Origin of the sequence: Neorhizobium fuzhouense, assembly GCF_042611105.1 — a bacterium.
In the GTDB taxonomy this organism is placed as follows: Bacteria; Pseudomonadota; Alphaproteobacteria; order Rhizobiales; family Rhizobiaceae; genus Neorhizobium; species Neorhizobium galegae_A.
The window spans coordinates 12,358-32,858 of the sequence record NZ_JBHFFP010000014.1 but is presented as its reverse complement, the minus strand read 5'-3'; the positions used below and the strand labels follow the sequence as shown (position 1 = coordinate 32,858).

The 20,501-nt window shown below is 61.9% G+C and carries 19 protein-coding genes; 9 read left to right on the top strand and 10 right to left on the bottom strand.

Translation table 11 applies throughout. The features are described 5' to 3' along the window. Nucleotides 1-162: 162 nt before the first annotated feature. From ACEXP3_RS21275 to ACEXP3_RS21265, 3 genes are read left to right on the top strand one after another with little or no spacing between them, the layout of a single operon-like run. The gene (locus ACEXP3_RS21275; protein ID WP_377299160.1) at nt 163-1,182 is read left to right on the top strand and encodes a GntR family transcriptional regulator; all 1,020 of its coding nucleotides are present in this window, start codon (nt 163-165) and stop codon (nt 1,180-1,182) included. Further along, on the top strand, nt 1,182-2,201 hold the full coding sequence (locus ACEXP3_RS21270) for a ketopantoate reductase family protein (RefSeq protein WP_377299159.1): 1,020 nt from the start codon (nt 1,182-1,184) through the stop codon (nt 2,199-2,201). Before ACEXP3_RS21275 ends, ACEXP3_RS21270 begins: the two co-directional genes overlap by 1 nt. Continuing rightward, complete coding sequence (locus ACEXP3_RS21265; RefSeq protein ID WP_377299158.1) at nt 2,198-2,944, top strand: SDR family NAD(P)-dependent oxidoreductase; 747 nt, start codon at nt 2,198-2,200, stop codon at nt 2,942-2,944. The genes ACEXP3_RS21270 and ACEXP3_RS21265 overlap by 4 nt, the downstream gene beginning before the upstream one ends. A gap of 56 nt (nt 2,945-3,000) precedes the next feature. On the opposite strand, the gene ACEXP3_RS21260 is transcribed toward ACEXP3_RS21265, so the two are convergent. The 3 genes from ACEXP3_RS21260 to ACEXP3_RS21250 form a co-directional block, all read right to left on the bottom strand. Next, entirely contained in the window at nt 3,001-3,954 is a 954-nt protein-coding gene (locus ACEXP3_RS21260; protein WP_377299157.1) for an isoaspartyl peptidase/L-asparaginase family protein, read from the bottom strand. Between the two features lie 84 nt (nt 3,955-4,038). Beyond that, on the bottom strand, nt 4,039-5,631 hold the full coding sequence (locus ACEXP3_RS21255; RefSeq protein WP_377299156.1) for an ABC transporter substrate-binding protein: 1,593 nt from the start codon (nt 5,629-5,631) through the stop codon (nt 4,039-4,041). Continuing rightward, a complete protein-coding gene (locus ACEXP3_RS21250) occupies nt 5,628-6,194 on the bottom strand; it encodes a MarR family winged helix-turn-helix transcriptional regulator (RefSeq protein ID WP_377299155.1) in 567 nt (188 codons plus the stop codon). The genes ACEXP3_RS21255 and ACEXP3_RS21250 overlap by 4 nt, the downstream gene beginning before the upstream one ends. Nucleotides 6,195-6,382: 188 nt before the next feature. Here ACEXP3_RS21250 and ACEXP3_RS21245 point away from each other — a divergent pair, with 188 nt between their 5' ends. The 5 genes from ACEXP3_RS21245 (at nt 6,383) to ACEXP3_RS21225 (ending at nt 11,625) form a co-directional block, all read left to right on the top strand. After that, entirely contained in the window at nt 6,383-7,084 is a 702-nt protein-coding gene (locus ACEXP3_RS21245) for a creatininase family protein (RefSeq protein ID WP_210106299.1), read from the top strand. 71 nt (nt 7,085-7,155) lie between these two features. Further along, the gene (locus ACEXP3_RS21240) at nt 7,156-8,127 is read left to right on the top strand and encodes an ABC transporter permease (protein ID WP_377299154.1); all 972 of its coding nucleotides are present in this window, start codon (nt 7,156-7,158) and stop codon (nt 8,125-8,127) included. 1 nt (nt 8,128) lies between these two features. Continuing rightward, nucleotides 8,129-9,004, top strand: a complete 876-nt coding sequence (locus tag ACEXP3_RS21235) for an ABC transporter permease (RefSeq protein WP_210106297.1) — start codon at nt 8,129-8,131, stop codon at nt 9,002-9,004. Then, nucleotides 9,001-10,728, top strand: a complete 1,728-nt coding sequence (locus ACEXP3_RS21230; protein WP_377299153.1) for a dipeptide ABC transporter ATP-binding protein — start codon at nt 9,001-9,003, stop codon at nt 10,726-10,728. The genes ACEXP3_RS21235 and ACEXP3_RS21230 overlap by 4 nt, the downstream gene beginning before the upstream one ends. An 18-nt stretch (nt 10,729-10,746) precedes the next feature. Further along, the gene (locus ACEXP3_RS21225; RefSeq protein ID WP_377299152.1) at nt 10,747-11,625 is read left to right on the top strand and encodes a polysaccharide deacetylase family protein; all 879 of its coding nucleotides are present in this window, start codon (nt 10,747-10,749) and stop codon (nt 11,623-11,625) included. Nucleotides 11,626-11,717: 92 nt separating this feature from the next. Here ACEXP3_RS21225 and ACEXP3_RS21220 read toward each other — a convergent pair whose 3' ends face one another. The 7 genes from ACEXP3_RS21220 to ACEXP3_RS21190 all read right to left on the bottom strand — a co-directional run bounded on the left by ACEXP3_RS21220 (nt 11,718) and on the right by ACEXP3_RS21190 (nt 19,237). Further along, the gene (locus ACEXP3_RS21220) at nt 11,718-13,121 is read right to left on the bottom strand and encodes a mannitol dehydrogenase family protein (RefSeq protein ID WP_377299306.1); all 1,404 of its coding nucleotides are present in this window, start codon (nt 13,119-13,121) and stop codon (nt 11,718-11,720) included. After that, entirely contained in the window at nt 13,121-14,320 is a 1,200-nt protein-coding gene (gene uxuA / locus ACEXP3_RS21215) for a mannonate dehydratase (RefSeq protein ID WP_377299151.1), read from the bottom strand. Before uxuA ends, ACEXP3_RS21220 begins: the two co-directional genes overlap by 1 nt. A gap of 29 nt (nt 14,321-14,349) precedes the next feature. Beyond that, the gene (locus ACEXP3_RS21210; protein ID WP_377299150.1) at nt 14,350-15,387 is read right to left on the bottom strand and encodes an L-idonate 5-dehydrogenase; all 1,038 of its coding nucleotides are present in this window, start codon (nt 15,385-15,387) and stop codon (nt 14,350-14,352) included. A gap of 51 nt (nt 15,388-15,438) precedes the next feature. After that, nucleotides 15,439-16,845, bottom strand: coding sequence for a TRAP transporter large permease (locus ACEXP3_RS21205; protein WP_210106291.1), 1,407 nt, complete (start codon nt 16,843-16,845; stop codon nt 15,439-15,441). A gap of 3 nt (nt 16,846-16,848) precedes the next feature. Beyond that, nucleotides 16,849-17,424 carry a TRAP transporter small permease gene (locus tag ACEXP3_RS21200; RefSeq protein ID WP_210106290.1) on the bottom strand — a complete coding sequence of 192 codons (576 nt, stop codon included), beginning with the start codon at nt 17,422-17,424 and terminating at the stop codon, nt 16,849-16,851. A 69-nt stretch (nt 17,425-17,493) separates the two neighbouring features. Beyond that, nucleotides 17,494-18,468: a sialic acid TRAP transporter substrate-binding protein SiaP gene (locus ACEXP3_RS21195; RefSeq protein ID WP_210106289.1), complete on the bottom strand. Its 975-nt coding sequence runs from the start codon at nt 18,466-18,468 to the stop codon at nt 17,494-17,496. Nucleotides 18,469-18,523: 55 nt separating this feature from the next. After that, nucleotides 18,524-19,237 carry a FadR/GntR family transcriptional regulator gene (locus tag ACEXP3_RS21190; protein WP_377299149.1) on the bottom strand — a complete coding sequence of 238 codons (714 nt, stop codon included), beginning with the start codon at nt 19,235-19,237 and terminating at the stop codon, nt 18,524-18,526. 215 nt (nt 19,238-19,452) lie between these two features. Between ACEXP3_RS21190 and ACEXP3_RS21185 the strand changes: the two genes are divergently transcribed. Continuing rightward, the gene (locus ACEXP3_RS21185) at nt 19,453-20,427 is read left to right on the top strand and encodes a GntR family transcriptional regulator (RefSeq protein ID WP_377299148.1); all 975 of its coding nucleotides are present in this window, start codon (nt 19,453-19,455) and stop codon (nt 20,425-20,427) included. The last annotated feature ends 74 nt before the right edge of the window (nt 20,428-20,501 follow it).

Genomic DNA, 20,501 nt, shown 5'->3' with positions numbered 1-20,501 from the left:
ATTGCGAATGCTGAACGTCGCCAATCACCCACCGTTCTAGTCTATAGATACATTGTGGGCAAATCCCTGATTGGCAGCCATCAGCTGCGCAGAAACCTTGACCGATATCGCTTCCGATGAGAGTATCGTATCACTTGATTGATACGATATCCGGCGATAGCCATGCAGCTCACCATTGATCGTACATTGCCGGTGCCGTTGCGCAGCCAGCTTCACGGCCTGATCGAGTACGGGATCAGTTGCGGCGAGCTGGCGCCCGGAGAGACGCTTCCTTCCGTGCGGGAGTTGGCGGAAACGCTGGGCGTCGCGCCGATGACGGTCGCTCAGGTCTATGCCGACCTCAAAGCCGCCGGCCTCGTCGAGACACGCCCGGGGGCAGGCACCTTTGTCAGCGAGCGCCAGCAGCGGCCGGCACCGCCGGTCGGCGAATTGTCGATGCTCTACGGAAAGATCGATGCGCTGATCGAGCAGAGCCGCAAGCTCGGCATGCGCTCGGCGGACCTGATGGCTCTCATCGGCGGACGCGTTTCGCAAAGCAGCGCCCGTGACAGCAGGCGCCGCATCCTCATGGTCGGCCTGTTCCGCGAAGCGACGGAAAGCTACGCCCGTTTCATCGCCGACCGCCTGGGGCCGGAGGCGATCGTCGAGGCATCAACTGTGTCCGCCCTCGAAAACGACCCGGCACTGCGGGCGCGTGCCGCCACGGCGGATCTTGTGGTGACCTTCGTCAACAAGCAGCAGCAGGTCGAAGCGCTCCTGCCCGACACCCGCGTGGTGGCGATCCGCTTCACGCCCTCGCAGGAAACCCGGCAAGCGCTGGCCGCGCTGGATTCGCTCGCTCGCATCGCAGCCATCTCCCGCTTTCCCGAATTCCTGCCGATCCTCAAGAGCGGCGTGACCCGCTTTGCTCCGCATGTCGCCGACGTGATTGCCGATACCCTCGACAGCCCCGATCTGGCAGCGATGATCTCCAAGGCCACGGTGCTGGTGTTCGCAACCGGGGCGGAAGACGTCTTGGCTGAGATCGCCCCGGACATGCCGGACATCGAATACCGACACACACCCGACACCGCAGATATCGAGCGGATCATCCTGCCCGCCTTGCGTCTGTTGGGCCAAGCGCCACGGCCGGGCCAGGGCGACCATTTACAGTCAGATCTATTAGAGAAGGAAGCGACTTGATGAGCCAGCCGATCGTGATCTGGGGAGCGGGCGCCATCGGCGGCACGCTGGGGGCGGCGTTCCTGCGCGCCGGTGAGGAGGTGATCTTTGTCGACACCGCAAAGGACCATGTGGATGCCATCAATGCTGGCGGTCTTCGCATCGCCGGGCCGATTTTCGAAGGCACTTTCCCGGCCAAAGCCTACATGCCAGCCGAACTGGAAGGGCAATACGAGCGGATCTACCTCTGCGTAAAGGCGCATCACACGGAGGCTGCGACGCAGGCGCTGGTGCAGCATCTGTCCTCGGATGGCTATGTGGTCTCCGCCCAGAATGGCCTGAACGAACAGGTGATCGCGCGCATCGTCGGCGAACATCGCGTCGTCGGTTGCTTCGTCAACTTCGGCGCCGATTACCTGGAGCCGGGCCTCGTCCACTATAGCGGCCACGGCGCAGTCGTCATCGGCGAACTCGATGGGCGGTTCTCCGATCGCGCCGAGGAAATCTACGACCTGCTGAAGCAGTTCGAACCGAAGGCGCTGATCACCAACAACATCTGGGGCTTCCTCTGGGGCAAGATGATCTACGGCGCGCTGCTGTTCGGCACGGCCCTCACCAATGACAGCATCGCGGATGTTCTCGACAACCCGGTCGCACGCCCGATCCTCAGAAGGCTCGCGCTGGAGGTGGCAACCGTCGCAGCCATCAACAACATCACGCCCGAAGCCTTCGACGGCTTCAATCCCTCGGCGTTTGGACCGCTTGCGCAGCAACAGGAGACCGATCGCTCCTTTGACGACATGGTTGCGCATAACCGCCGCTCATTGAAATCCCATTCCGGCATCTGGCGGGATCTGGCGGTGCGCAAGCGCAAGACGGAGGTGGATGCGCAGGTCCTGCCCGTCGTCGCCATCGGCCGGGATTCGCGTGTTGCGACCCCCATGGTGGCAAGACTGGTCGACATGATCCATGAGATCGAAGAGGGCCAGCGTCCGCTCGATCTTGCCAATCTGGAAGAACTCGGGAAGGCCGGCGCATGAACATTTCATTCGAGGGGAAGATCGTCGTCGTCACCGGAGCGGCCCACGGCTTCGGGCGGGCCATCGCGCAGGGATTTGCGAGCCGCGGCGCCCGCGTCTACGCATGCGACGTGAACGAAGCCGGGCTTGAAGAGACGGTCGCGCTTTGCGGCGCGCATACCACTGCCCATCGTCTCGATGTCGGCAATCGGGCCGACGTCCAGGCCCTGGTCCCCTCCTTCGGCGCCGTCGATATTCTCGTCAACAATGCCGGCGGCGTGCGCGGCCAGGTCGGGCGTCCGATCGAGGAGATCAGCGAGAGCGACTGGCAGGCCATTCTCGACGTCAACCTGTCGGGCGCCTTCTTCATGGCGCAGGCGGTTGCGCCTGCCATGAAGACGAAACGGTCCGGCCGCATCATCAACATCTCCAGCGGCGCCGGACTCGGCATTTCGCTCACCGGCATCCAGTCCTATGCCAGCGCCAAGGCCGGCCAGATCGGGCTGACCCGTCAGCTCGCCCATGAGCTCGGCCCCTTCAACATCACCGTCAACAATGTCGCGCCGGGCTTCGTGCGGTCCAATCCGGCAACGGAACGTCAGTGGGAGGCCATGGGCGAAGACGGACAACAGCGGCTCGTCAACAACATCGCGCTGAAGCGCCTTGGCAGCGCCGAGGATATCGCCGCCATGGTGATGTTCTTCGCCAGCGAGCATGCAAGCTGGATCTCCGGCCAGATCATCAGCGTCGATGGCGGCAAATAACAGCGGCGAGGACGCCTTGAGAGGCGTCCCCGGTTGCTTCCTGGTCTCCCCGGCCCTTATTCCGGCTGGATGTGAAACACCTGCGCATGGGTTGCGACATAGAAGTCGCCCTCTGGCGTGACCCAGCCGCGAAACATGCCATCCGTATTGTAGGGCGCCGTGATCGATCCGTCGGCGCCGACAGCGACGAGACCGGCGCCGACGTCATGCTGCTTCAGGTCGTGCTGGATGACCTTGGCGGCCGCCGCTTCAAGACTTTCACCCAGATAGGCGATGCGGCTGGCGACTTCGTGTCCAACGGCATAGCGCATGAAGTATTCACCCTTGCCGGTTCCGGAAACGGCGCAGGCGCCGTCGCGCGCATAGGTGCCCGCCCCGATGATCGGCGTATCGCCGATGCGGCCATCCGGCTTGTTGTTATAGCCACCGGTCGAGGTGGCGGCCGCAAGATGCCCCTCACCGTCCAGCGCAACCGCACCGACGGTGCCATGCTTCTCCGCTTCGCTTGCCTTTGCCGCCGTACCCGCCGCCGCATGCGCCTTCATCGCCGCAAGCGCTTTCGTGCGCCGTTCGGTGGTGAAGTAGTCCGGTTCCACCATCGCAAGCCCCGCCTGTTCGGCAAAGGCATCCGCTGCCGGCCCACCCAGAAGAAGCGCATCGCCATGCTCCATGATCTTGCGGGCAGCCTTTACCGGATTGCGGATGCGCCGCACGAGCGTGACCGCGCCAGCCTCCAGCGTCCTGCCATCCATGATCGACGCATCGAGTTCATGCCGACCTTCGGTATTGAGTGCCGCGCCGTATCCGGCATTGAAGTGCGGGCTGTCCTCCATGACGACAACGGCTGCCTCGACCGCGTCGAGCGCCGCACCGCCTGATGTCAGAACATCCCACCCGGCTTTCAAGGCGCGGCCGAGATCGACCCGCGCAGCCGCCCATTCTTCCTCGCTGAGGTCGAGCTTTGCCATCACGCCGCAGCCGCCATGAATGGCCAGAGCAAGAGTTCCCATCTGTGTCTTCCCGATTGATGTGTGTTCAAAATACAGAAAAGGCCGGGCAAGGCGCCCGGCCGGTCGTTGTAGTGAAAGTTATGCCTATTTGACTGGGCGGATGTTCATCGCCAGCGTATCCTCGTCCGAGCGGGGAACAATGGTGATGGTCTTCTTCATGCCCCAGGCGGAAATGGTCGAGGCAATGGCCAGATAGGGCCGATCGGTCGCGACAAGCGCATTGGCATCCATCAGGAACTTTTCGCGCTTTGCCGTGTCCATCTCGACGGCGGCGTCCTCGATCAGCTTGTCCATCGTCGGGTTGACATAGCCGCGCAGGTTGAAGGCCCCCAGCTTCTTTGCCGGATCGTTCGAATGCGTCAGCGACGACAGCGTGTAGTTCGACTCACCCGTCAGCGTGCCCCAGCCGGACATGGTCAGGGAGTAGTCGCCCCGGGTGTTGGCGGGGAAGAAGACGGCACCCGGCTGGGCGTTGGCTTCCACCTGGATCCCGACCGCCGTCAGCATCTGGGCAATCGTCGTGCCGACATCCTTGTCGCCCGGCAGGCGATCATTGGTGAAGGAGAAGGTTACCTTGAAGCCGTTGGGATAGCCGGCTTCGGCCAGCAATGCCTTGGCCTTGGCAGGATCGGCCTTCGTCGGCTTCACCGCCGGGTTCCAGCCAAAAATATTCGGGGTGACAAGCTGCGACTGAACCGCACCCATGCCTTCCATGGCAATCTCGGTCAGGGCTTCCCGATCGATGGCGAGATCGAAGGCTTCGCGGACCTTGGCATCCTGGAAGGGGTTCTTGGGTAGCGGCGATCCGTCCTTGGCGCTGACCTGCGGGGGCTTGTCGCGGAAGTCGAAAGCCATGTTGAACAGGTAGACGCTGTCCTCGCGAACGATGGAAAGCTTGCTGTCCTTTTCGAGCGTCGGCACGTCTGACGACGGGATACGTGCGATCATATCGACCTGACCGGCCTTCAGCTGGGCAACGCGCGCCGCATCATTGGGGATTTCCTTGCGGATCACCTTGTCCCAGGGCTCCTTTTCGCCCCAGTAGCCGTCGAACTTCTCAAGAACGAGCTGTTCCTTCGGCGTCCAGGATACGAACTTGTAGGGGCCGGTGCCGATGGCAGCCTTGCCAGAATTGAAGCCTTCGGCAGCCTTGTCGGCGCTTGCGGAATAGTCCTTGGCCGCGGTGTGCGACACGACGAACAGGCGGATGAAGTCGTTGGGCAGGTTCGGGGCGGGACCATCGGTCTTGATGCGGATCGTATAGGGATCGACGATCTCGATTCCACGCACGCGACGGACATAAATGGTCGTCGGGTTGGGGCCCGCCACCGCCGGAATGCGTTCGATGGAGAACTTCACGTCTTCGGCGGTGAAATCGGAGCCATCATGGAATTTGACGCCCTGGCGCAGCTTGAACTCCCAGGTCGTGGCATCGACGGCCGTCCAGCTGGTGGCAAGACCCGGCTCAAGTTCCAGATTGTTGCCGGATTTCACAAGCGAATCAAAGATATGCTTCATGGCTTCGGCATGGGTGCCGGCCGCTGTGAAATGCGGGTCGACCGACAGCGGACCGGCTCTCACGCCGATCGTCAGGTCTGCGGCAAGCGCTGCCGACGATACGCCGCCCAGCAGGGCAGACACCAGCGCGACGGTGCGCAACACCTTGGAAATGCTCATTCTTCGTTCTCCTCTATGTTTATCATGGGTGGCGAGACAGGTGAGTTTACGACGACCTTTGCCAGAAGCTCGGACAGCATCAGCATTTCCGCCGGCGTCAGGGCAGACACCATGGCTCTTTCGCGCTCGACCATCGGCTGGATGGCGGCGTCCACGATGCGCCGGCCTTCGTCCGTGATGTAGAGGACGAAGCTGCGCAGATCCGCCGGATCGACTTCGCGACGAATGATGCCCTTGTCGATCAGCTTCTGGATGGCCCGGCTGATGGTGTTCTTGGGGAAACCCGAGGAGACGCAGATGGCACTGGCTGTCAGCCCGTCGGCCAGCCCAAGCGAGTAAAGCACGACGAATTCCGGCCGTGGCAGACCGAACTCCTTTTCCGTCCAGCGATAGATCGGCACGTTGAACTGCAGCGCCAGGAAGTTGATGCGGAACGAGAGCCAGCATGGGTTTTCCCACAGTTTCACCCCCACCAGCGCATCGACCGGCTCTCCCGTCGACAAGGTTTTTCCACCCTGGCGAAGAAGCGTTTCGAGCGACGCCTGCTCTAGCTGCACCGTCATATCTCCGCCTGCCCCATTTATATTTTGTACCGTATGGAACTTGACGGTCAGTTATTTGCCTGTCAATCTCTTTTTTTAGTTCCTTATGGAACGTTATCTCTGATGAGTGCAGAGCTCGCCGGAGCTTATTTTTTGTGCGCATGCGAAATAAATGACGGTCGCTGCGCCAATGGGGACAGGAGTTGCGCATGAAGATTGCCGATATGAACTGGATGCAGGTCGAAGAGCGCGCCGCAAAGGACGACCGCTGCATTCTTCCGATCGGCAGCGTCGAGCAGCATGCCTATCTCAGCCTTGCAACCGACATGATCCTGGCTGAAAAAGTGTCCGTGGATGCCGCCGAACCTCTTGGCATCCCGGTGTTTCCGGTTCTGCCCTATGGGCTCGCATCCTCCTTTGCAACATTCCCGGGCACGCTGACGCTATCGCTCGCGAGCTATATCGGCATCATTCGCGACCTGATGGACAGTATTCACCGGTCGGGTTTTCGCCGGATCCTGATCGTCAACGGCCATGGCGGAAACACACCGGCCACGGTGGTGATTTCCGAATGGCTGAACGCGCATCCGGACAGTTCGGTGAAATTCCATGACTGGTGGCGGGCGCCGCGGACGCTCGCAAAGGTTCAGGCCATCGATCCGGCAGCCTCACATGCCTCGTGGATGGAAAACTTCCCCTGGACGCGCACGAACGACCCGCGCCAGCCTGCCAGTGCAAGACCGCAGGTGGACTATGCCCGCCTTGCCCGCGTTGACGCGGCACGCAAACGCGACATGCTGGGAGATGGCAACTATCACGGCCTCTACCAGCGCCCCGACGAAGACATGCTGGCGATCTGGGAGGTTGCGGTCGCAGAGACCCGGGATCTTCTCGAAGGCGACTGGCACTAGCTTCATCCACACGCATCCAAGGCCAAACCAAGCCCGCGCAAGACGGGACGAGTCATGAGGACGGGGATCCATTGTTCGGTTTTATCGTGCAGCGCCTGTGGCAGGCCGCCATCGTTGTCTTTGCCATGTCGGCGCTGGTCTTCACAGGCGTCTATGCGGTGGGCAATCCCATCGACGTTTTGATTTCGCCTGACGCGACACAGGACATCCGGGCTGCCGTCATTGCCCAGTATGGCCTGGATCAGCCGTTGTGGCGGCAGTATTTTGCGTTTGTCGGGCGGGTCTTCGAGGGCGATTTCGGTCGATCGCTGGTCTACAACATGCCGGTCAGCGAGCTGATCCTGTCACGACTGCCCGCGACGCTCGAACTGACGCTGGCGGCCGTCATCTTTGCCAGCCTCGTCGGTATTCCGATCGGAATGTATGCCGGCTACAAGCCGTACAGCCCGGTCTCGCGCGCCGTCATGGCGATCTCCATCCTCGGCTTCTCGGTGCCCACCTTCTGGTTCGGCCTGATGCTGATCATGGTCTTTGCCGTCCAGTTCGGCATCATGCCGGCCGGCGGACGGGGTGAAACAGTCAGCCTTTTCGGCATCGAGTTCTCGTTCCTCACCATCGATGGTTTGCAGCATCTGGTCCTTCCAGCGCTCAACCTTGCTCTGTTCAAGTTCTCGCTGATGATCCGGCTCGCGCGGGCAGGAACGCGCGAACTGATGCTGAGCGATACGGTGAAATTCGCCCGCGCCGCCGGTCTGTCGGAGTTCACGGTTCTCAGCCGCCATGTGCTGCGGCTGATCTCCATCCCGCTCGTCACCGTCTTCGGGCTGGAACTGGGCTCGACACTTGCCTTTGCCGTCGTCACCGAGACGATCTTTTCCTGGCCGGGGCTCGGCAAGCTGATCATCGACAGCATCACCTCCCTCGATCGACCGGTGATGGTTGCCTACCTGATGCTGGTCGCCCTGTTGTTCATCGTCATCAACCTCGTGGTCGATCTCACCTATGGGCTGCTCGATCCGCGCCTGAGAAAGGGACGTGCCTGACATGCGCGACACTCTGTTTGGCCGTTTTCTCGAAGAATATTCCCGCAACAAGGTGGCAACCGGTGCGGCGATCATCGTCTTTCTCATCGTTCTGATCGCCTTGATCGCGCCCTTCGTCACACCGCAGGATCCTTACGACATTGGAAGCCTTGTGCTGCGCGATGCGCGCCGGGCGCCGGGTTATGTCGGCACCGGCGGCTATACCCATTGGCTCGGCACCGATTCTCAAGGGAGGGATCTGCTTTCCGCGATCATTTACGGCCTGCGGATCTCGCTGCAGATGGGCGTGATCGCCGGTGGCATTGCCTTCGTCATCGGCGCGATGGTCGGTTGTTCAGCCGCCTATATCGGCGGGCGCTACGAGAGCCTCGTCATGCGCATCGTCGACCTGCAACTGTCCTTCCCGGCGATCCTTCTGGCCTTCGTCATTGCCGCATTGCTGGGACAAGGCCGCTACCAGCTCATCATGGCGCTGATTTTCGCCCAGTATGCCTATTTCGCGCGAACCGCCCATGGCGCAGCCTCCGCGGAGCGGCAGAAAGACTATGTCGAGGCAGCCCTCTCCATCCCCCTGTCGCCCTTGCGGGTCGTGGTGAAGCACATCCTTCCCAATTCCCTGCCGCCGCTGATCGTGGTCGCGACCGTCCAGGTCGCAAGCGCGATCTCGCTGGAAGCCACCCTCTCCTTCCTCGGCGTCGGCCTGCCGCCCACCGAACCCTCACTCGGCATGCTGATCTCCAACGGCTTCCAGTATCTCCTCTCCGGCCGCTACTGGATCTCCATCTATCCCGGCCTGGCGCTGATCCTGTTCATCGTGTCCCTGAACCTTGTGGGCGACCAGATCCGCGACCAGCTCAATCCGAGGCTCCGCCGATGACCGACACGCAGCCACACCCCACCACGGCGCCCTTGCTCGACGTCACCAATCTCGCCACCTGGTTTCCCACCGGGCGTGGTGAGATCAAGGCCGTCGATGGCGTCTCCTTCTCTCTGGCTCCCGGCGAGGTGCTGGGGCTCGTCGGCGAGTCCGGCTCGGGCAAGTCGATCACCGGCTTCTCGATCATCGGGCTGATCGATGAACCGGGGCGCATTGTCGAAGGCTCGGTGAAGCTGGAGGGGCGCGAACTGATCGGCCTTCCCGCGCACGAACTGCGCGCCATCCGGGGCAAGACCATTTCCATGGTGTTCCAGGACCCGATGATGACGCTGAACCCGGTGCTCAGCATCGGCACGCAGATCAGGCTTGCGCTTGAAGCGCATGAGAGCATCACGGCGGCGCAGGCGCGTGAACGAGCGATCAAGGCGCTGGCGCAGGTGCGCATATCGGACCCGGAACGCAAGGTGGATTTCTTTCCGCACCAGTTCTCCGGCGGCATGCGCCAGCGCGTGGCGATTGCCATTGCCCTTCTGCATCGCCCGAAACTGATCATCTGCGATGAGCCGACCACGGCGCTGGACGTCTCGATCCAGGCCGAGATCCTTGCCGAGATGAAGGAACTGGTCGCCGAACTCGGCACGGCGCTTATCTGGATCAGCCATGACCTGGCGATCGTCTCCTCGATTGCGGATCGCGTTGCGGTGATGAAGACGGGCAGGATCGTAGAAATCGGTCCGGCACTCGGCGTCCTGACCCGGCCGCAGCATGACTATACCCGCGCACTGCTGGACGCCCTGCCCTCGCGGGCAAAGCCCGGAGAACTGCTCCTGCGCGCAAGTGGCATAGCCGATGCGGCACCGCCGCCACGAAAGGCTGCGACCGCCAATCTCCCGCCGCTCGGCAGCCCTTATCTGGTGATCGACGAGGCGGTGAAGCGCTTTGAAAAGCCGGCCGGCATCATGCGGCGGCTCGCGATCAAGTCGGGCATCGCGCAGCCGGTGACCTCAGTCCAGGCGGTCGATGGCGTCAGTCTTGTCCTGAAGCGCGGCGAAGTGCTGGGCCTGGTCGGCGAGTCCGGCTCCGGCAAATCGACACTCGGCCGCATGGCGGCAGGCATCACGGTTCCAAGCGCCGGCACGGTTCGCCTGAACGGGCAGCCTGTGATGAGCGCTGGTCGTTCCCCCACAAAGATAACGACACGCGTCCAGACGATCTTCCAGGATCCCTTTGCCTCGCTCAACGGCCGCATGCGCATCGGTGACATCGTCGCAGAGGGGCCGCTTGCCCACAGACTTGTCACGCGTTCCGAAGCGCGGGGCTATGTGGCGGACTGGCTGGCGGCCGTCGGCCTTGATCCCGCCTTTGCCAATCGTTTCCCGCATCAGTTTTCCGGCGGGCAAAGACAGCGCATCGCCATTGCCCGCGCGCTTGCCATGCAGCCGGATGTCGTCGTCTGCGATGAGCCGGTGGCGTCTCTCGACGTGTCGATCCAGGCGCAGATCATCAACCTGCTCATCCGGCTGCGATCAGAACTGGACCTGTCGCTGATCTTCATTAGCCATGATCTGTCGGTCGTGCGCCACCTCTGCGACCGCGTCGCCATCATGTATCGCGGGCGGATCGTCGAGGAAGGCGAGGCCGGCGCCCTCTATGCCGATCCGCAGCACGACTACACCAAGCGCCTGCTGGCAGCGGTCCCCGTCCTGCCGATGGCAGCAGAATAACCGGAAGGAAGAGTAGCAATGGAACCCTGGCAATGGGACGAAGCGACATGGCGCGGCAAGGTCGACAAGGTGCGCGCCGGCCGCTCGCTGAAACCGAAGGCGTGGAAGGGCGCAGCTCGCTGCGCCGTCGCACTGTCCTTCGATAGCGATCACGAGACCAACGAGCTGCGCGACGGTGGCGAATCCATCGGACGTTTGTCGCAAGGGCAGTATGGCAACCGGGTCGGCGTGCCGCGCATCCTCAATACCCTTCGGTCCGCCGGGGTTCCGGCCACCTTCTTCGTTCCCGCCGTTGCCGCCTTGCTCTACCCGGATGAACAACGGCAGGTGATTGCCGAGGGCCATGAGATCGGCCTGCATGGCTGGATCCACGAGGTCAATACGAAGGTGCCGCCGGAGAAGGAGCGCGAACTGCATCTGCGCGCCGCCGATACGCTCGAAAAGATCACCGGCGTGCGCGCCGTCGGCATGCGAACCCCCTCCTGGGATTTTTCACCGGTGACGCTCCAGATCGAGCGTGAACTCGGCTTGCTCTATGACAGCTCGCTGATGGCCGATGACGATCCGTACGAGCTTGTCGAGGACGGCGAGCCGACCGGCCTGGTGGAACTGCCGGTGGAATGGATCCGCGACGACGCGGTCTATTTCAACATGAACAGGTTCACCGCGCACCGCCCCTACACGCCGCCGCCCGCTGTGCTCGACATCTTCAAGCGGGAATTCGACCGCGCTTACCAGGAGGGCGGCCTCTTTCTCCTGACCATGCACCCGCATGTGACCGGCTACCGCTCGCGCATCTTCATCCTGGAAGAGCTCATCCGCCATATCCAGGAGCACGACGATATCTGGTTCGCCACGCATGCGGATATCGCCCGTTTTGTGAAAGACGGTGGTTAAGGCGTGCACTGAAACCTGAAAGGGTTGCGGCCCATTGCCCATGCCCTTTACGCTCAACTCAGAGCCGGACAGTTGAACGGAAAGGACCCGCTTCAGAAGGCGCCGATTGCGTCATTGACCTGATCGCGCCAGCGGCGGGCTGCCACCAGCTCGGGAGGAAAAAGGCCGGGGATTGCAAAAAAGGCGGCAGACGGATCGGTGGCATTCATCACGGCGGCGGCCTCCAGGATTTCTGCCCGGCGCGGATCCTCGCAGTCGCCGCGCTTCTTCACCGCCGCCATCCAGACGCCAACCGCATAGGCTGTCGCCGCCCCCTCTTCGCCTTTCTCCAGGGCATCCAAGGCCGGGGAAAGCAGCCGTTGCGGCAATTTCTGGCTGGTGTCGAGCGCGATCTGCAGGTTGCGGTGATCGATCGTCGGGTTGGAAAACCGCAAAAGCAGCGCCGTGATATAATCAGACAGATCGATCCCCGGCACCGGATCGAGCGTCGACGCCACCTCTTCCATATGCGCTCGCGCCTTGGCCGAAAGGTCCGGCACCGCCATGACCTCGCGGATATAGTCGAGCCCTGACAGGATGCCGAGATGCGCCAGCAGCGTGTGGGTGCCATTGAGCAGCCTAAGCTTCATCTTTTCGTAAGGCTCGACATTTTCGACAAGGATTGCACCGCCAGCCTCCCAGCGCGGCCGACCCGAGACAAAGCGATCTTCAATCACCCATTGCAGGAAGGGCTCGGTCTCGAGCGCCAATGCGTCCTCTGTGCCGAGCAGCGCCTTGGCCCGTGCACGCGTCGCGTCGGTTGCGGCGGGCACGATCCTGTCCACCATGGAGCAGGGAAACGCCCCCTCTTCGGCAATCCAGCTGGCAAGCGCCGGATCGCGGCGCTGCGCCATTTCCAGGACGAGACGGCGCACGACCTTGCCGTTTGAGGGAAGATTGTCGCAGCAGAGCACGGCAAACGGCGCCACGCCGGCGGCGCGCCGCAGGGCAAGCCCTTCCACGAGGAAACCCAGCACACCGACGGGCGCATGCGGCATCTTCACATCGGCCACTACTGCCGGATGGTTATCATCCAGCCCGCCGGTTGCCGGATCAAGACCATAGGCCTTTTCCGAAACGGTCATCGTCACCACGCAGGTTGCGGGATCGGCAAGGGCTGCCAGCACGCGTGCCTTATCCCTGGCTGCGCAGATCCAGCCGACGGTCGCACCGATCAACTCGCACTGGTCGCCCTTTTCGCTGCGGGTGATGACGCAATAAAGCCCATCCTGTGCCTCAAGCGCATCCACCGGATCGGCTGAGCGCAGGTTGACCGCAACAATCCCCCAGGGCCCGAATTCAGCTTCCAGGGCGCGCTCAGTGAACACCGCCTGATGTGCACGGTGAAAGGCGCCAAGCCCGATATGGACGATACCGGGTTTCAGGTTTGCCCTGTCATAAGCGTGCAGGCGCACGCGGGCTGGCAATCGACTTGCGCTGGAGAGATGTGTCATGATCAGGCTCCAAGGCCATAGCGGGCATGCGACAGCGTCCGCTCAATGCCGCGCAGTTCCGCCAGCCCCTTCAGCCGGCCGATGGCGGGATAACCGGGCTGGGCACCGCGCGTGAGGTCGTCGAGAATTTCCTGTCCATGATCCGGCCGCATGGGAATGCGGTGATCCTCGCGCCCCTCTTCGCGCCGGCGCGCCTCTTCCGATAGAAGGGCTGCGATGACGGCGACCATGTCTGTCGCGCCCTCAAGGTGCTCGTCCTCGAAAAACGAGCAGGGAACCGTGTCGCTGTCGCGCGTGACATTGCGCAGATGCACGAAATGAATGCGATCGGCAAAACGCGTGGCAATGAAAGGCAGGTCATTGTCCGGCCTTGCGCCGAGCGAACCGGTGCAGAGTGTCACGCCATTGGCGCGGATGTTCACCTGATCCAGCATGTGGGCATAATCGGATTCGGTCGACAGGATGCGCGGCAGGCCGAGCAGCGACCACGGCGGATCATCGCCATGGGCGCAGATATTGATGCCGACATCTGCTGCCACCGGCGCCACTTCGCTGAGGAAATCCACGAGATTCTGCTGCAGCCGCGCGCGGTCGATGCCCTGGTAGGAGCGCAGCTTCTCGAGCAACTGGTCAAGCGTATAGCCATCCGCGGACCCCGGCAGGCCCGCGCCGATATTTTTGGCCAGCGCGGCGATCTTTACATCCGTCATGCCGGAGAAGCGTCTTGCTGCTTCCTCCTGCAACCAGTCCGGATAATCCGCAGCAGCCTCCGGGCGCTTCAGGATATGGATGTCGAAGGCGGCAAAATCCACCAGATCAAAACGCATGGCCTTGGCGCCATGGCCGGTCTCCCAGCGCAGATCCGTGCGTGTCCAGTCGAGAATCGGCATGAAATTATAACAGACGGTGCGGATGCCGGAGGCCGAAAGACGCCGCAGCGTTTCCTGCCAGTTGGCGATATGACGTTTCCAGTCGCCGGTCTGCGTCTTGATGTCTTCCGACATCGGAATGCTTTCGACAACGTCCCAGACAAGGCCGCCGGCCTTGATCTCCTCATGCCGCCGGGCGATCTCGTCAACCGGCCAGACCTCGCCGGTTGCGATGTGATGGAGCGCAGACACGATGCCTTCGGCGCCCGCCTGTGCCGCATCGCGCACGCTGACTTTGTCGATCGGCCCGAACCATCGCCATGTGTGTCTCATCGTCTGTCCTTCGTATCCGGTTGGTTCGTTTAAAACGTGATCTGCACCTTGCAGGCCGCTGAGCGGTCGCCAGCCTGCTCGAAGGCCTCGACCGCCCGTTCAAGCGGGAAGGTGTGGGAGATGATCGGCCTGACGTCGATCTGCCGTGTCGAAATCAGATCGACGGCCTGAGCAAATTCGCTGTGGAAACGCTGCGAGCCGCGCCAGACGATTTCCTTGGCCACCAGCGCATTGAGCGGGATCGTCACGTCCCCGGTCACACCGACCTGGACGATCGTGCCGCGGGGCCTGATCGCGGCAAAGGCTGACCGCAAGGCCGGTGCTGCTGCCGAGCAATCGAAAATCACGTCAAAACTGCCTTTGTTGTCCTGGAAAGGCAAAAGCGCGTCCTGGTTGCTGGCGACATTGATCGTCTGCGTGGCGCCCATCGACGGCGCGCGCGACAGCGCCGCGTCCATCAGATCCGTCACCACGATGCTGGCGGCACCGGCATGGCGGGCGGCGGCCACCGTCAGCAATCCGATCGGCCCTGCTCCGGTGACGAGAACGGCCTTGCCCGAGAGATCACCGGCCTGGGCAACCGCATGCAGGCAGACGGCGAGCGGTTCTGCGCAGGCCGCCTCTGCCGGCGTCACACCTGTGCCGACCGGATGGCACTGGATCGCCGGCACGACGAGCTTTTGCCGGAACATGCCGTTTTCGTGCGGCAGGCGCATGGCAGAGCCCATGAACCGCATGTGGAGGCAGTGGATCGGCTGGCCGATGCGGCAATACTGGCACTCACCGCAGGGCTGCGACGGGTTGATCGCAACAAGCTGTCCGGGAGCCAGCCCCGAAACGCCCTCTCCGAGGGCTTCGACATAGCCGGATGCCTCATGACCCGCGATAATGGGTTCGCGAACCTGAACCGGGCCGAAACCGCCGTCCTGGTAATAATGCAGGTCCGAGCCGCAGATGCCACCCGATGCCATGGCCAAAAGCACGTCGCCCGGCCCCGGCCCTGCATAATCCAGCGTCTCCACCCTCAGATCACGCCGGGCATGGAGGCGTGCAACACGCGTCTGCATTGTCGAGGGTCCCTTCCATCTCGAAATTGTCAGCGTCCATAGGCGCAAGGTTTATCGGATCAGACCCAGCTGCGTCGGCAGCCAGAGCGTGATGGCGGGAATGAAGGTGATCAGCGCAAGTGCGATGAACAGCGGGATCATCCAGGGCAGGATGGCCAGCGTCGTTTTCTCCACCGAGAGCTTCGAGATGCGCGACAGGACGAAGAGCACCATGCCGACCGGCGGCGTCAAAAGACCGATCATCAGGTTCAAGGTGATGATGAGGCCCAGATGCACCGGATCAATGCCATAGCGGGCCGCAACCGGCATCAGGATCGGCACCAGGATACTGATGGCCGCGATCGTATCGAGAAAGGCACCGACGACGAGCAGGAGGATGTTGACGATGATCAGGAAGGTCCACCAGTTGCTGGTGAGGCTGAACATGAAGTCGGAAAACAGCTGCGCTGCCTGGCTGACGGTCAGCAGCCACGCGAAGATGGAGGCGGCCGTGACGATGAACAGCACGGAGGCCGTGGTCTCGATCGTATCGAAGGAGGCCTTGGCCAGCGTTCTCACCGTCATCGTGCGATAGCGGACAAGACCGAGAAACAGCGACCAAAGGACAGCCGCGACCGCAGCTTCGGTCGGTGTGAACCAGCCCATGGTCATGCCGCCGATCAGAAGCACCGGGGTCATCAGCGCCATCACGGCGGAAAAATCGAAATACCAGTCCAGTGCGACCAGAACCGCAAGGCCGATCAGCACGGCCACATTGACCGACAATCCCGCAAGCACCATCAGGTAGATGGCCATGGGGAAAGCAAGAACGATGGCCACTTCCATCGAAGCGCCCAGCAATTGCTTCAGCTCGAAGGGTGTATCGGAGCCCCAGCCCTTGCGCTTGGCGAAGATGTAGACCGTCAGCATCATCAGCACGGTCATGACCACGCCCGGAACGATGCCGGCCATGAACAGCGCGCCGATGGAGGCATTGGCCATCATGCCATAGATGACGAAGGGCAGCGATGGCGGAAAAATCGGCCCAAGCGTTGCCGAGGCGGCGGTGACGCCGACAGCGGCTTCGATCGGATAACCGTGATCCTTCATTGCCTTGATTTCGATGGTGCCGATGCCGGCGGCATCGGCAAGGGCCGTGCCCGACATGCCGGAAAACACCACCGAACCGATAATGTTGACCTGCGCCAGACCGCCCTTCATCCAGCCGACGAGGGCCAGCGCGAACTTGTAGATGCGTCCCGTCACACCGGCGATGTTCATCAGGTTGCCGGCGAGGATGAAGAAGGGCACGGCGATCAGCGGAAAACTTTCGACGCCGGCGATCATGCGCTGGGCCGCGATGATGTCGGGCGCAACGCCGTAGAGGATGAGATAGGCAAGCGAGGCCACCGCCATGGAGACGGCCACCGGCGTGCCGATGATCAGGAGGAGGAGAAAGGAACCGATAAGAAGCAGCATGGATCAAATTCCTCCTGCGTGGAGATCGTCCTGCGCCTGCTGGCGCACAGTCTTATTCCCCGTCAGGTCCTTGAAAAGGTTATGGGCGGAGCGGACAAACATCAGCGCAAAAGCGGCAAAGACCGAGTAGAAAACGATGCCGCGGGGAAGATCCACCGTCACCATCCGCTCCTCGCCGACGATCTCGAGGTAACGCCACATCAGCCAGGTGATATAGGCGAAGAAGATGATGCCGATGATATCGACGACGAGTTCGAGCGGCCTGACGGCCCATGTCGGCAGGAAGCGGTAGAGCAGGTCGACCTGGATATGGCGCATGGTGCGCACGCACATGACAGAGCCGAGGAAGACCACGACCACCAGGCAGTTGGCGGCAATTTCCTCCGTCCAGGCAAGGCTGTCGTTCAGCACATAGCGTGTAAAAAACTGCAGGAAAACAGACAGGCCCATGCTCCAGAAGACAATGAGCGTTACCCAGTCTTCAATGGCATAAGGGGACAGATCGACCGGCGCGGCATCTTCCTCGAAGGCATGCGCCATCTCTTCCACGCTGATCGGCGCGTGCGGGTGCTCCGTCATGGATCGGCTCCAATCACAACGATTTCAGGAAAGGGCCCCGGCGCAACCCATGCGCCAGGGCGGCATCATTCACTTGATGGCTCGGATGGCTTCCCAATCGGCCTTGTCGTAGCCGAAGTCCTCGAACTTGGCCTTTGCGAGAACAGTCTTCTCGAAATCGGCCTTGTCGACCTCGGTCACCGTGATGCCCTTCTTCTTGAATTCCTCGACCAGCGCCTTTTCACGCGCTTCAATGGTCTTGGTGGTGCGGGCGGCGGCTTCCAGCATCACATCAGTGAAGATCTTCTTGTCTTCATCCGAAAGACTTGCCCAACGGGTCTTGGACACGACCGTGTTCAGGTGGTCGACGATATGGCCGGTCAGAACGATGTTCTTCTGAACCTCGTAGAACTTCTTTGCCTCGATCGTCGTCAGCGGATTTTCCTGAGCCTCGACCGTGCCGTTCTGCAGCGCCAGATAGACTTCCGCAAAGGCGATCGGCGTCGTGTTGGCGCCGCAGGCCCGCGGCATGGCAAGATAGGCCGGCACATCCGGCACGCGGATCTTCAACCCCGCCATGTCGGCGCATTTGGCAATCGGGCGGTTGGATGTGGTGTGACGCGTTCCGTAATAGCTGACGGCCACGATATGGTTGCCGGTCTTTTCCTCATAGCCGGCGGCAAGTTTCTTGAAGACATCGCTTTTCGTGTAGGCGAGCAGATGGCTCGGATCGCGGAAGATGTACGGATAATAGGTGACGCCGATCGGCTTGTGATCGCGCGCGGCAAAGCTGGAGCCGGAGATGATGATGTCGACCGTGCCGAGCTTGAGACCCTGGTTGATGTCGGCTTCCTTGCCCAACTGCGAAGCCGGGAAGACATCGATCTTGTAACGGCCGTTGGTGCGCTTGGCGATCTCGCCTGCCGCCCAGACCGAATCGGTGTGGAAGGGCTCGGATGTCTCGTAGACATGGGCCCATTTGAGGACTGTCTCGGCATGCGCCGAGACACCGGATGCGACGATGACCGCCGCAGCGGCAAGAAGCGTCTTCAGTGTCAGTTTCATGTGTTCCTCCCAATTGAAACAGAACTGCAGGGCAGACCGCCTGAATGACAGGCGGTCAGTCTTCTCTGGTCGGCTCCTCCCCGAAGCTTTCCGAGAATCTCTTTTGCGCAAGCGTCAGATGACGCCGCATGGCCTCGCGAGCGGCGGCAGGATCACGGGCTGCCAGGGCATCGCGAATGATACGATGTTCCTCAAGCGCCAGCTTCCAGGTGTGCGGCCCTTCGAAATAGCTCGCAAGCTTGGTAAAATAGGGCGACATCCGCGTGTCGTAGATCAGCCCGGTGAAATGCTTGAGCGCGGAATTGCCGATGATATCGGCGATGGCCGTATGAAAATCCCGGTCGCAGGCAAGCGCAACAGGCGCATCGTCCAGCGCTTTTTCCATGCGTGCCAGGATTGCATCGATCTGCGCAAGGTTTGCCGGCGTGACAAGTCTTGCCGCCTCTTCCGCAATGCCGCTTTCGATCAGGCAGCGCGCCTGCAGGATTTCCAGCGGCCCCTCGCCCGCCTCACCGCGTAATTCCCCCTCGACCGGCCGGGGCCGGCTGCCGATATAAACGCCCGAGCCCATGCGGATCTGGATATAACCCTCGACCTCGAGCACGATCAGTGCCTCGCGCACCGTTGGCCTCGACACCGAAAACCGTTCGGCAAGCTCTCGCTCGGGCGGAAGCCGCGAGCCGGGCTTCAACTCTCCCTTCTCGATCAGCATACGGATCTGATCCGCCACCTGACGATAAAGCCGGCGCGGCTCCAAAGCCACGAACATCGATATCCTCCCCGGCGCATCACTCCCCTGATGCACATTTGGCCAGATTGTCTGACCAATTGCAACTATGAGGTTTTTTGGGATGCTGTCAAGCGGGGCTTGGCGATGCCGTCGTCGTGCCGAAGACCCAAAGGAAATTGTCTTGTGCATACACTAGACGTTTTATTCGGAACGTGCAATCCCTTGGCGACAGATACAGCTCGAAGAGCCCAGCCATGCCAGTTGTCACCGGTTCAATTGCCTCCAAACTCTACCGCCGCACGAGCGACGCGCTTCTCTTTGAAATCCGCAGCGGCGTGCTGCAGGACGGCATGCGCCTGACAGAAACCGCCATTGCGCAACGCTTCGGCATCAGCCGGGCGCCGGCGCGCCAGGCACTGGCCGAACTCGAACACGGCGGGTTTTTGAAAAAGGCCGCCGGGCGCGGTTACGACGTGGTTGCTCCCCTCCATCCGTCCGGCCCATGGCCGACCGGCACACTGGATATGGAGCCGGACCTCAAATCCCGGTCAGCCTGGGAAGCGATCTATCCGGATGTCGAGATCGAGGTCGTCTCGCGCACGGCGCTGGCCAGCTGGCGTATCAACGAGGTCATGCTGGCGCGGCATTACGGCGTGAGCCGGACGGTTGCCCGCGATGTGGTGGCCAGGCTTCAGGAGCGCGGTATCATCCGCAAGGATGCCAGCGCCCGATGGCACGCACCGGCACTCTCGGAAACGCTGATCAACGAACTCTACGAACTCCGTTGGGTTCTGGAGCCGCTTGCCCTGCAAAAAGCGGCAACCCATCTGCCCGACGGGTTTCTTGCGACACTGCGCGCCAAGATCGAGACGGCCATGGCAACGGCCGAGGTCAGCAGCGAGCAGTTGGACGCGCTCGAGCAGGACCTGCATGTGGATCTCATCGGACGATGTGGCAACCAGCCACTCTTGCGCGCCGTCAGCCTGCCGCAGGCGCTGCTCATCGCGCACCACTTTCTTTACCGGCGCACTAGCGACCTGTTCGAGAGCGAACCCTTCCTGCCCGAGCACCTGAAGATCATCGCGCTTCTGCAGGAACAGGATGTGGCCGGCGCTTGCGAGGCGCTGGTCGATCACCTGAAGGTGTCGCGCGAGCGCGCCATGCGGCGCATCCGCGCCGTCGCACAAACCACAGCGCCGGCGGACCTGTCGTATCTCGAACGGCTTTAGGCACCCAATTTCGACGCATGGGTTTGCGGTCCGCCCATCAGCCAAACGGATCCGCACCGGGGAGGAGGCCCTGT

Bases quoted from the DNA above. Each gene is read 5' to 3' on its own strand.
- ACEXP3_RS21275 (WP_377299160.1), top strand. From the start codon at position 163: ATGCAGCTCACCATTGATCGTACATTGCCGGTGCCGTTGCGCAGCCAG.
- ACEXP3_RS21270 (WP_377299159.1), top strand. From the start codon at position 1,182: ATGAGCCAGCCGATCGTGATCTGGGGAGCGGGCGCCATCGGCGGCACG.
- ACEXP3_RS21265 (WP_377299158.1), top strand. From the start codon at position 2,198: ATGAACATTTCATTCGAGGGGAAGATCGTCGTCGTCACCGGAGCGGCC.
- ACEXP3_RS21260 (WP_377299157.1), bottom strand. From the start codon at position 3,954: ATGGGAACTCTTGCTCTGGCCATTCATGGCGGCTGCGGCGTGATGGCA.
- ACEXP3_RS21255 (WP_377299156.1), bottom strand. From the start codon at position 5,631: ATGAGCATTTCCAAGGTGTTGCGCACCGTCGCGCTGGTGTCTGCCCTG.
- ACEXP3_RS21250 (WP_377299155.1), bottom strand. From the start codon at position 6,194: ATGACGGTGCAGCTAGAGCAGGCGTCGCTCGAAACGCTTCTTCGCCAG.
- ACEXP3_RS21245 (WP_210106299.1), top strand. From the start codon at position 6,383: ATGAAGATTGCCGATATGAACTGGATGCAGGTCGAAGAGCGCGCCGCA.
- ACEXP3_RS21235 (WP_210106297.1), top strand. From the start codon at position 8,129: ATGCGCGACACTCTGTTTGGCCGTTTTCTCGAAGAATATTCCCGCAAC.
- ACEXP3_RS21230 (WP_377299153.1), top strand. From the start codon at position 9,001: ATGACCGACACGCAGCCACACCCCACCACGGCGCCCTTGCTCGACGTC.
- ACEXP3_RS21225 (WP_377299152.1), top strand. From the start codon at position 10,747: ATGGAACCCTGGCAATGGGACGAAGCGACATGGCGCGGCAAGGTCGAC.
- uxuA (WP_377299151.1), bottom strand. From the start codon at position 14,320: ATGAGACACACATGGCGATGGTTCGGGCCGATCGACAAAGTCAGCGTG.
- ACEXP3_RS21210 (WP_377299150.1), bottom strand. From the start codon at position 15,387: ATGCAGACGCGTGTTGCACGCCTCCATGCCCGGCGTGATCTGAGGGTG.
- ACEXP3_RS21205 (WP_210106291.1), bottom strand. From the start codon at position 16,845: ATGCTGCTTCTTATCGGTTCCTTTCTCCTCCTCCTGATCATCGGCACG.
- ACEXP3_RS21200 (WP_210106290.1), bottom strand. From the start codon at position 17,424: ATGACGGAGCACCCGCACGCGCCGATCAGCGTGGAAGAGATGGCGCAT.
- ACEXP3_RS21195 (WP_210106289.1), bottom strand. From the start codon at position 18,468: ATGAAACTGACACTGAAGACGCTTCTTGCCGCTGCGGCGGTCATCGTC.
- ACEXP3_RS21190 (WP_377299149.1), bottom strand. From the start codon at position 19,237: ATGTTCGTGGCTTTGGAGCCGCGCCGGCTTTATCGTCAGGTGGCGGAT.
- ACEXP3_RS21185 (WP_377299148.1), top strand. From the start codon at position 19,453: ATGCCAGTTGTCACCGGTTCAATTGCCTCCAAACTCTACCGCCGCACG.